Genomic DNA, 10,732 nt, shown 5'->3' with positions numbered 1-10,732 from the left:
GCTGGAAAAGACGCCGCGAAACCTATCCACCGTCATGCCCGCGGAGGCGGGCATCCAGGGCTTTATCGAGGCAGCGCTCTGAAGTCTCTGGATCCCCGCCTTCGCGGGGATGACGGAGGGGAGGGGGGCTGGTGGCTTTGGATGAAGGCTTTGGAGGGAAGCTTTGGAGGTTTCGGCTTCGGGGGGGTGCGCTTGCGTACGTAGCTTCGGTTGGTCGCGGCTCGCGCCGCTCCTACAGGAAGTAAACCGACCTGCGCCGGCCGAAAGGAAAGCGGACCGGGTCGCCCCGGTCCGCCGTTTTGCCGTTTGACGTCTTGCCCGCCCTGCGGCGCGGCCGCGCTTACTTGCCCAAGCGCTCGTTCACCAGGCTCTCCACCACCGACGGATCGGCCAGCGTCGAGGTGTCGCCCAACTGGTCCGGCGCGTTTTCGGCGATCTTGCGCAGGATGCGGCGCATGATCTTGCCCGAACGCGTCTTCGGCAGGCCCGGCGCCCATTGCAGGTGGTCGGGCGTGGCGATCGGGCCGATTTCCTTGCGCACCCAGGCCACCAGTTCCTTGCGCAGTTCCTCGCTCGGCGCCTCGCCGGCGATCAGGGTCACGTAGGCGTAGATGCCCTGGCCCTTGAGGTCGTGCGGGAAGCCGACCACCGCCGCTTCGGCGACCTTGGGATGCAGCACCAGCGCGCTCTCGACCTCGGCCGTGCCGATGCGGTGGCCGCTGACGTTGATGACGTCGTCGACGCGGCCGGTGATCCAGTAATAGCCGTCGGCGTCGCGGCGGCAGCCGTCGCCGGTGAAATAGTTGCCCGGGTAAGTCTTGAAATAGGTTTCGATGAAGCGCTGATGATCGCCGTAGACGGTGCGCATCTGCCCCGGCCACGACGCGGTCAGCACCAGGTTGCCCTCGGCCTCGCCTTCGAGCACCTTGCCGTTGGCGTCCACCAGCGCCGGCTGCACGCCGAAGAAGGGCTTGGTGGCCGAACCGGGCTTGAGGTCGATCGCGCCGGCCAGCGGGGTGATCAGGATGCCGCCGGTCTCGGTCTGCCACCAGGTGTCGACGATCGGGCAGCGGCCGTCGCCGACCACGTCGTAATACCAGCGCCAGGCCTCGGGATTGATCGGCTCGCCGACCGTGCCGAGCAGGCGCAGCGACTTGCGCGAGGTCTGCTTGACCGGCTCGTCGCCGTCGCGCATCAGCGCGCGGATCGCGGTCGGCGCGGTGTAGAAGATCGTGACGTGGTGCTTGTCGATCACGTTCCAGAAGCGCGACACATCCGGATAGTTCGGCACACCCTCGAACACCAGCGCGGTGGCGCCGTTGGCGAGCGGGCCGTAGACGATGTAGCTGTGGCCGGTGACCCAGCCGACGTCGGCGGTGCACCAGTAGACGTCGTCTTCGCGCAGGTCGAACACCGCTTCGTGGGTGAAGCTGGCGTAGACCAGATAGCCGCCGGTGGTGTGCAGCACGCCCTTGGGCTTGCCGGTGCTGCCGGAGGTGTAGAGGATGAACAGCGGGTCTTCCGCGTTCATGCGCTCGGGCTCGCACTGCTCGCTCTGGCCTTCGACCACGGCGTCGTACCAGCGGTCGCGCGGCATCTGCATGTCGACCGCGGCGCCGGTGTGGCGCACCACGATCACGGTCTCGACCGAATTGGTGCCCGGCAGCTTCAGCGCGGCGTCGACGTTGGCCTTGAGCGGAATCTTCTTGCCGCCGCGCAGGCCTTCGTCGGAGGTGATGACCAGCTTGCTGGCGCAGTCGGCGATGCGGTCGGCGATGGAATTGGGCGCGAAGCCGCCGAACACCACCGAGTGGATCGCGCCGATGCGCGCGCAGGCCAGCATCGCCACCACCGCTTCGGGAATCATCGGCAGATAGATGGTGACGCGGTCGCCCTTGGCCACGCCGAGGTTGCGCAGCGCATTGGCCAGGCGGCACACGCGCGCGTGCAGTTCGCGATAGGTGATGCGCTCGGCCGGCTGGCCGGGATCGTCGCGCTCGAACAACAGCGCGGTCTTGTCGCCGCGCTCGGCGAGGTGGCGGTCCAGGCAGTTGACGCTGACGTTGAGCTCGCCGTCCTCGTACCACTTGATGCGGAAGTCGCCCAGGTCGTAGCTGACGTTGCTGATCTTGCTCGGCGGCTTGAACCAGTCCAGGCGCTGGGCGATGCGGCCCCAGAAGCCGTCCGGATCGCGCACCGACTCGGCGTACTGGCGCTCGTATTCCTCGCGCGTGTAGCGCGACCGGGCGGCGAACGCGGGGTCGACGGGATGGACGCTGGCGGGGTTGCTCATGGGGGCTCCGTGCGATGTGCCGTGGCTGCGTGGGGTCGAACGCGGACCTGCGAGGATAACGGACGGACGGCGCCGTTTCGCCCTCCGCGCCGGTCCGCTCGCGGTCCACGCAGTGTGCCGCAGCGCAACAACGGCGGCGCCCCCGCGGCGTTAGACGATGGTCGTAAGCCGCGCAGACAGGCGTCGTTTTTCGACCAATGGCGAATGGTGGCGCCGCCGCGGCGGCGCGCAGGCTGGCCGCGGCCGCACGTTCCGGGCGGCGTTCCTCGGGAGGGAAACACGATGTTGTCTAGCCTGCTCACACGCGGCGCGGGGGCGCACGCCAGGGCCGATGCCAAGGGTCATGCCGCAACGGCGCGCACGCGCGGCCGTTCGCTGCTGGCCGCTTCGGTAGCGCTGGCGCTGCTGCTGCCCGGCCATGCCCTGGCCCAGACCGCCAAGGAAAAGGAACTCGAAGCGCGCGTGGCCGAACTGGAGCGCATGGTTCAGCAACTGGTCTCGCAACAGCAGCAAGTCCAGACCCAGGTCGCCGAGGTCAAGACCGCGCAGGCCGCCGCGCCCGCGGTGGCGGCGGCGCCGGCGGTCAAGAATCCGATCCAGTCCACCACCATCAGCCCCTCGGCCAATCCGGGCACGCGCTTCAGCTACGGCGGCTTCATCAAGCTCGACGCCTCGGTCACTTCCACCGACGCCGGCGACATCGCCGACGGCTCGGTCGGCCGGCTGTTCTACGTGCCCAAGGCGATCCCGGTCGGCGGCAAGGCCAACCGCGAAGGCGGAAGCGATACCGACATGGGCGCGAACTTCTCGCGCTTCTGGTTCGCCGCCGACACCGATCTGGACAGCGGCGACAAGCTCAAGGGCTATCTGGAATTCGATCTGTTCGGCGGCGGCTCCACCGCCTTCACCGGCAACGAGATCGCCACCAACACCTATGCGCTGACCGTGCGCCACGCCTATGTGACCTGGAACAAGTGGCTGGCCGGCCAGACCTGGTCGAACTTCCAGGACGCCAACGCGCTGCCGGACACGGTCGACTTCCTCGGCCCGACCGAAGGCACGGTGTTCGTGCGCCAGGCCCAGTTGCGCTACACCAGCGGGCCGTGGTCGTTCTCGGTCGAGAATCCGGAAACGGTGTACACGCCGTTCCGCGGCAACATGGCCCAGGTCGCCGGCGACGACGGCGCGGTGCCGGACGTGACCGCGCGCTACACCGCCAAGGGCGACTGGGGCCATTTCAGCGTCGGCGCGCTGGCGCGGCAGCTCAAGTACCAGAACGGCCGCGCCAACGACAGTTCCACCGGCTACGGCGTCAGCGTGTCGGGCAAGTGGAACCTCGGCGCCAGCGACGACCTGCGCTACATGGTGACCGCCGGCAGCGGCATCGGCCGTTATGTCGGCCTGGCGCTCAACAACGATGCGGTGCTCGACGCCAACGGCGGGCTGGAGAACATCGACCTGATCTCCGGCTTCGTCGGCTGGCGCCACGTGTTCAGCCCGAAGCTGCGCGGCAACCTGTTCTATTCGCGCGCGCAGTACGACAACGACACCGCGCTGACCGGATTGGGCATCACCAAGTCGGCGCAGTCCGCGCACGTCAACCTGATCTACACCCCGATCCCGAAGCTCGACATCGGCGCGGAGTACATCTGGGGCCAGCGCGAGATCGAGACCGGCGAGAAGGGCGAGCTCAATCGCCTGCAGACGCATGTGAAGTACAGCTTCTGATCGATGCGGTAACGGGCGGCGACTGCGCCGCCCGCCACCCGTCGTTCCCGCGAAAGCGGGAACCCGGGGCTTCATCCAGGCATGGCGCTGAAGTCCCTGGATCCCCGCCTGCGCGGGGATGACGGGCCGAGGATTTCGACGCGGGCGTGAGGGCCCGCGACACCACCTGCACACGCAGCAACGACGAAAAGAACGACACACCCCGGCGGGCCGCGGCCCGCTTCCATCCACTGTTCGGGGGAACAGCCCATGTCCAGCACCACCGCCAGCCCGTCTCCGCACGCGGCGCCGCTGACGAAAGACCACCGCAAGGTGATCTTCGCCTCCAGCCTCGGCACCGTCTTCGAGTGGTACGACTTCTACCTGTACGGTTCGCTCGCCGTGATCATCGGCAAGCAGTTCTTCGGCGGGCTCAACGAGACCAGCCAGTTCATCTTCGCCCTGCTCGCCTTCGCCGCCGGCTTCGCGGTGCGGCCGTTCGGCGCGCTGGTGTTCGGCCGGCTCGGCGACATGATCGGGCGCAAGTACACCTTCCTGGTTACCATCGTGCTGATGGGCCTGTCGACGTTCCTGGTCGGCATCCTGCCCAGCTACGCGACGATGGGCATTCTCGCCCCGATCATCCTGATCATCCTGCGCCTGCTGCAGGGCCTGGCGCTCGGCGGCGAATACGGCGGCGCGGCGACCTACGTGGCCGAGCACGCGCCCAACGGCAAGCGCGGCCTGTACACCAGCTTCATCCAGACCACCGCGACCATCGGCCTGTTCCTGTCGCTGCTGGTGATCTGGGGCTGCCGCAACTACCTGGGCAAGGAAGAATTCGAAGCCTGGGGCTGGCGCATTCCGTTCTGGGTCTCGGTGATCCTGCTCGGCGTGTCGGTGTGGATCCGCATGCAGCTGGCCGAATCGCCGCTGTTCCAGCAGATGAAGGCCGAGGGCAAGACCTCCAAGGCGCCGATCACCGAGAGCTTCTTCTCCAAGAACGGCAAGATCGCGCTGCTGGCGTTGCTCGGCGCGACCGCAGGGCAAGCGGTGGTGTGGTACGGCGGCCAGTTCTACTCGCTGTTCTTCCTGACCAAGACGCTAGGCATGGACCCGAACCAGGCCGACATCTTCATCGCCATCGCGCTGGCGCTGGCCACCGGCGGCTTCATCTTCTTCGGCTGGCTGTCGGACAAGATCGGGCGCAAGGTCATCGTGCTCGGCGGCTGCCTGCTCGCGGTGCTGACCTACTTCCCGGTGTTCAAGGCGCTCACCCACAACGTCAACCCGGCGCTGGAAGCCGCGGTCGCGGCTTCGCCGGTCACCGTGACCGCCGATCCGGCGCGCTGTGCGTTCCAGTTCGATCCGGTCGGCAAGGCCGCGTTCAAGCAGTCCTGCGACGTGATCAAGTCGGCGCTGGCGAAGAAGGGCATTCCGTACCAGAACGCGCCCGGCGCGGCCGGCAGCCTGGCCACGGTCAGCATCGGCGGCACCACGTTGAACAGCTTCGAAGGCGAAGCGCTCGACAGCGCTGCGTTCAAGGCCCAGTCCGAAGCCTTCGGCAAGCAGCTGACCGACGCCTTGGCCGCCGCCGGCTACCCGGCCAAGGCCGACCCGGCGCAGATCAACAAGCCCAAGGTGATCGCGCTGCTGACCTTCCTGGTGCTGCTGGTGACGATGGTCTACGGCCCGATCGCCGCCTGGCTGGTGGAACTGTTCCCGACCCGCATCCGCTACACCTCGATGTCGCTGCCGTACCACATCGGCAACGGCTGGTTCGGCGGCTTCCTGCCGTTCACCGCGTTCGCGATCGTGGCGGCCACCGGCAACATCTACAGCGGCCTGTGGTATCCGGTGGTGGTGGCGGCGCTTACCGTGGTGATCGGTGCGTTGTTCCTGCCGGAGACCAAGGATCGCGATATCACCGAGTAAGGCACGCTTTACGTTGATCGAAGAAACGGCGCCGGCCAAATACCGGCGCCGTTTTCGTTTATGCACAACACATACGCCAGAGCATCGCCGTACATCGCCGTTGTCGATTCGATTTCGCCGTGATACCAGTGTCTCGCCTGGATCGGGCTTACATATCAACGGACGATAATCATGGACACCACACCTCGCTCCGAAAAACGCGGTTCACTCCGTGTCCCGCCCTGCGTTCTTGCAGCAACGTTATGCGCCTTGAACTGGAGCGCGAACGCAAGCAGCATTCGTGATGGATACGAAGTCGACTATCCCGCGCCACAGCCAGGCCTGACGCCGCCGCAGATCATCGGCGACAGCCTGCCACGCGGCCACCTGATCTTTACCTACGACGATGGATTGGACGAATACAGTGTCGAACTCGGCCGGTATCTGCAATCGCAGAACATCCGCGCCATCTTCTTCGTCAACGGCTGCCGCTTCATCGGCCGAGGCCAAGGCTATCCGTGCTCGACCCTGAAGCAGTATCCAACCAGCGCCATGGATCAGCTTCTTGAGTACGGGCATGAGATAGGCAATCACACCGAATTGCACTACTCGCTCAAGGATGATCTTGCCAACGTTGGCCCGGACAAGATCAAGGAAGGCGTACTATTGACGCAGTCGCTGATCGAGCCCTACCAGAGCAACGGCTATGTCTATCTGCGCGCTCCATCCAACAACTGGGGACAGGCCCCCTATGATTTGCTGCACGGCCTGCCCGAACTGAGCCGACTCACGGGCCCGATCTTCTACGACTTTTCCATCGGCGACTGGGCTTGCAACGATTCGCGCTATTACAACCCATCGCTGACGCCGGAGCAGTGCGCGCAGCGTTACTATCAGGCGGTCCTCAGCAGCCCGACCCGCAGCGGCATCCTGCAGTTGCACGACCGCAACCCCAATGCCATCGGCAGCGACTACACCCTGCGCCTTACACGTGCTCTAGTCGACCTGCTGCGGTCCGATACCAGCACCAAATTCGTATTCACCTCCTTGGATGCGATTCCCGGCATGACTGGAACCCGCAACTTCCTCCAGACCGCGCAATTTTCCGCCGAGTTCGCCGACGCGAGCGGAATCGCCCAGGTTCCGGGACACTACCGCTCAATCCGCATGGGCGATGTCGGCGGCGACGGCACGCCCGACGTCTGCGGTAAGCGCAGCGACGGCATTTATTGCATCGACGGACGCAGCCGAATCGCGACCAAATGGAAAGACCTGCCGGACGACCAGGGCTGGCGCGCACCGCAGTACGCCTCGACGACGATGTTGGCCGATCTGGATCGCGATGGCCGCGCTGACCTGTGCGCCCGCGGCGCCGCGGGCCTGTACTGCTTCCGTTCCGAAGGCCATGCCTTTTCCGCGAGCGTCACCTGGTGGTCCGGAAACACGTTCTCCGACGCCAACGGCTGGGGTGCCGACGAATCGATGTATGCCTCGATCCAGATGGGCGACATCGACGGCGACGGCGATCCCGACGTCTGCGGCCGCGACGCCTCCGGCATCGTCTGCCAGCGCTTCAACGGCAATGGCTTCGGCTCCTTGGAGCGCTGGATCAGCGGAAAATTCGACAACGCCAATCATTGGAACAATGTCCAGTATGCCGCCACGTTGCGGCTGGGCGATGTCGACGGCGACGGGCGTTCCGATCTGTGCGGCCGCGCGAGCTACGGCATCGTGTGCGCCCTGTCCGACGGCAACGGCTTCGGCATCCCGGGCTGGTGGAGCGCTTCGTTCTCCGATCGCGAAGGCTGGGCGGGCTCCGCTATCGATGGCAGCGGACGGGCCTACTTCCGCACGCTCGCCCTGGGAGACATCGACGGCGACGGCAAGGCCGACTTGTGCGGCCAGTACACGACCGGCGTAGTCTGCGCCGATTCCGACGGCGAACGCTTTGGCGCATACAGACATATCGACAACCGTCAGTGGACCGGCGCCAACGGCTACGGCGCGCCGCCTTACGCACTGAGCTTAATGATCGGAAACGTCGAAGGCGATGCCCGGCGCGAAATCTGTACCCGCGGCCCGAGCGGCATCGTTTGCCTGGAGCGCTAAAGCGACTGGATTTTTTGTTGACATCGGCATGGGCGGTGCGACACTCGCACCGCCCATGAGCGTTCTGCCTGCCCTCCTGCGCGACATCCGCGCCTGCACGCTTTGCGCGCCGCACCTGCCGCACGGCCCGCGCCCGGTGCTGCAGGCGAGCGAAACCGCGCGGCTGCTGATCGCCGGACAAGCGCCGGGGCGCAAGGTGCACGAATCGGGAATCCCGTTCGACGACGCGAGCGGCGAACGCCTGCGCGACTGGCTCGGACTGGACCGCGACACCTTCTACGACCCCGCGCGCGTCGCGATCGTGCCGATGGGGTTCTGCTATCCCGGCAAGGGCAAGTCCGGCGATCTGCCGCCGCTGCCCGAATGCGCGCCGGCGTGGCAGGCGAAACTGGCGCCGCATCTGCGCGGAATAAGGCTGACCCTCGCCGTCGGCCAGTACGCGCAAGCCTGGCACCTGCCCGATGCGCGCTCGCTGACCGAGGCGGTGGCCGCATGGCGCGCGCACTGGCCGCAGTTGCTCGCGCTGCCGCATCCGAGCCCGCGCAACAACCTGTGGCTCAAGCGCAATCCGTGGTTCGAACGCGAACTGGTGCCGGCGCTGCGCGAACGCGTCGCGCAGGCGCTGGCCGAGTGAGTCACTGGTACACGAACTTCGGCATTTCCCATTCGTAGCGGATCGCCAGCAGGCGCAACACGAAGCCGCCGCCGAGGCAGGCCAGCACCGCCACGTCCTCGCTAGCGCCCAGACGCAGCAACAGCAGATATGCCACGCCGGTCAGCAACGACACCACCGCGTACAGCTCGCGCTGGAACACCAGCGGAATCTCGTTGCACAGCACGTCGCGCAGCACGCCGCCGAACGCGCCGGTGAGCATGCCGGCGACGACCACGATCGCCGGCTGGTGGCCGCCTTCGCGCGCCACTGCGCAGCCGATCAGGGTGAACGCGACCAGACCCAGCGCGTCCAGCCACAGGAAGGTGCGACGAAGGTAGTGCAGCTTCTTGGCCACGATGGTCGCCGCGAACGCCGCGCCGACGGTGTAGCCCAGGTACTCGGGATGGCGCACCCAGCCCAGCGGATAGTGGCCGAGCACGATGTCGCGCAGCGAGCCGCCGCCGAGCGCGGTGACGCAGGCGATGATGACCACGCCGAACAGGTCCATGCGCCGCCGCCCGGCGGCGAGCGCGCCGGTCATGGCTTCGGCGCTGATGGCGATGAGGTAGATGATCTGCAGCAACACGGCAACGTCTCCGGCAACGGTCGGGAAGACCGCGGCGGCGCGGGAACGGATGCGCGCGCAGGCGCTGCGTCGCGAAGCGCACGCAAGCGGACGGCGGGACCGCGCGCGCGGTGGCGCGCGCAGCGATGCGCATCGGTTTCCGCGGCCTGGGCCGCGGCGCCGCTCCCGCTGTCCTTTTACCTGAGAGTTTGCGCGGCGCCGGCATGGCCGGGCCGCTTGCCCCTTCGGTGGGCCGTCGATGCGGCCTCTCTCCAGATCGGCGATGTCGTTGCAGTGTTCTGGCTGGCCGAATGGGATTCGGCGAACCGGGCCTGAGCGATTATGGGAGCCTGCGCCTTCGGCGGGCGGCGGCGGTGGGCCGGCGCCTCTCTTCTGCGAACGGGCGGGATGGTAGCAGGCCGAGGCCGGCGCGGCCTGCCTCAATCCCGCCGCCCGTGATCCGCGCGATCTCCCTGCAGGAGCGGCGCAAGCCGCGACCGCGACAGCGCGCCTGCGACGCGACCGGCTATCCCACGGTCGCGGCTCGCGCCGCTCCTACAGGGGGCCCAGGTCGCTCACGCATCAATCGCCGGTCAAGGCCTCGACCATCGACTGCTCCAGCGAACGCTGCGGATCGGCGCGGATCGCATCCAGTTCATCCGCAGCCCACTGCCGCCGCAAGCGCCCGTCGACCAGCAACGCCGCGCGGGTGATGAAGCGCTCGGCCACATCCAGCGAATGCGTCGCCAGCAACACCGCCACCCCGCGTTCGCGCGCCAGTTGCTGCAGGTGGCGCTTGAGCGCATACGCGCTGAGCGGGTCCAGGCCGTTGAGCGGTTCGTCCAGCACCAGCAACGGCGGCTCGCCGAGCAGGCCCAGCGCGATCGCCAGTTTCTGTCGGGTGCCGAGCGAATACTGGCCGATGCGGCAGTCGAGCATCGGCTGCAGCGACAGCGTCGCGCACAGCGCCAGGGTCGGCTCGGGAATCGCGGCGAGGCCGCGCGCGCCGGCGAACAGGCGCAGGCATTCGCGCCCGCTCAGCAGCGGCGGCAGGCGCGCCGGATCGACCGCGAAGCCGAGCGCGCGCCGCGCCGCGAGCGGCTCGCGGGCGAGATCGTGGCCGCCGATCAGCACCCGCCCCGCGCTCGGCCGCAGCAATCCGGCCAGGCAGTGCAGCAAGGTCGTCTTGCCCGAACCGTTGGGGCCGATCAGGGCGGCGAACTCGCCCGGCATCAGGCGCAGGTCGATGCCGTGCAGCACGGCGTGTTCGTCGTAACGGTGCTGCAACCCTTGCAGTTCCAGCGCCGCGCTCATGGCCGCCGCGCCGGACGCAGCGCCGCCAGCGCGGGCAGGCACAGCAACGCGCCCGCGGCCAGCACGGCCGGCGCGGCGCGCCCATCCAGGCCGAGCAAGGCCGCGCCCGCGCCGGCCATTGCGCAGGCGCACACGAACGCGAACGCGGGATAGCGCCAGGCCGCGCGCAGCAGAC

General features: G+C 67.5%; 7 protein-coding genes and 1 riboswitch. Of the genes, 4 read left to right on the top strand and 3 right to left on the bottom strand.

Annotation, left to right across the window (positions count from 1 at the left end):
- Positions 1-340: 340 nt before the first annotated feature.
- Positions 341-2,293: an acetate--CoA ligase gene (acs, locus tag A7A76_RS19710; RefSeq protein ID WP_206412852.1), complete on the bottom strand. Its 1,953-nt coding sequence runs from the start codon at positions 2,291-2,293 to the stop codon at positions 341-343.
- Positions 2,294-2,575: 282 nt separating this feature from the next.
- Here acs and A7A76_RS19705 point away from each other — a divergent pair, with 282 nt between their 5' ends.
- The 4 genes from A7A76_RS19705 (at position 2,576) to A7A76_RS19690 (ending at position 8,657) form a co-directional block, all read left to right on the top strand.
- Positions 2,576-4,021: a DcaP family trimeric outer membrane transporter gene (locus A7A76_RS19705; RefSeq protein WP_241201058.1), complete on the top strand. Its 1,446-nt coding sequence runs from the start codon at positions 2,576-2,578 to the stop codon at positions 4,019-4,021.
- A 249-nt stretch (positions 4,022-4,270) separates the two neighbouring features.
- A complete protein-coding gene (locus tag A7A76_RS19700; RefSeq protein ID WP_206412850.1) occupies positions 4,271-5,935 on the top strand; it encodes an MFS transporter in 1,665 nt (554 codons plus the stop codon).
- A gap of 171 nt (positions 5,936-6,106) precedes the next feature.
- Complete coding sequence (locus A7A76_RS19695) at positions 6,107-8,023, top strand: FG-GAP-like repeat-containing protein (RefSeq protein ID WP_206412849.1); 1,917 nt, start codon at positions 6,107-6,109, stop codon at positions 8,021-8,023.
- A gap of 55 nt (positions 8,024-8,078) precedes the next feature.
- A complete protein-coding gene (locus A7A76_RS19690; protein ID WP_206412847.1) occupies positions 8,079-8,657 on the top strand; it encodes a uracil-DNA glycosylase family protein in 579 nt (192 codons plus the stop codon).
- 1 nt (position 8,658) lies between these two features.
- Here the strand turns inward: A7A76_RS19690 and A7A76_RS19685 are convergent, their stop codons facing one another.
- Both A7A76_RS19685 and A7A76_RS19680 read right to left on the bottom strand, forming a co-directional pair.
- Positions 8,659-9,264 (bottom strand): TRIC cation channel family protein, encoded by a 606-nt coding sequence (locus tag A7A76_RS19685; RefSeq protein WP_206412845.1) that lies wholly within the window; start codon positions 9,262-9,264, stop codon positions 8,659-8,661.
- Between the two features lie 160 nt (positions 9,265-9,424).
- Positions 9,425-9,529: riboswitch (glycine riboswitch) on the bottom strand.
- A gap of 296 nt (positions 9,530-9,825) precedes the next feature.
- The gene (locus tag A7A76_RS19680) at positions 9,826-10,557 is read right to left on the bottom strand and encodes an ABC transporter ATP-binding protein (RefSeq protein WP_206412843.1); all 732 of its coding nucleotides are present in this window, start codon (positions 10,555-10,557) and stop codon (positions 9,826-9,828) included.
- Positions 10,558-10,732: the final 175 nt, after the last annotated feature.

Origin of the sequence: Lysobacter enzymogenes (assembly GCF_017168095.1) — a bacterium.
Lineage (GTDB): Bacteria > Pseudomonadota > Gammaproteobacteria > Xanthomonadales > Xanthomonadaceae > Lysobacter > Lysobacter enzymogenes_D.
This window is presented reverse-complemented; position numbering and strand designations above follow the sequence as displayed.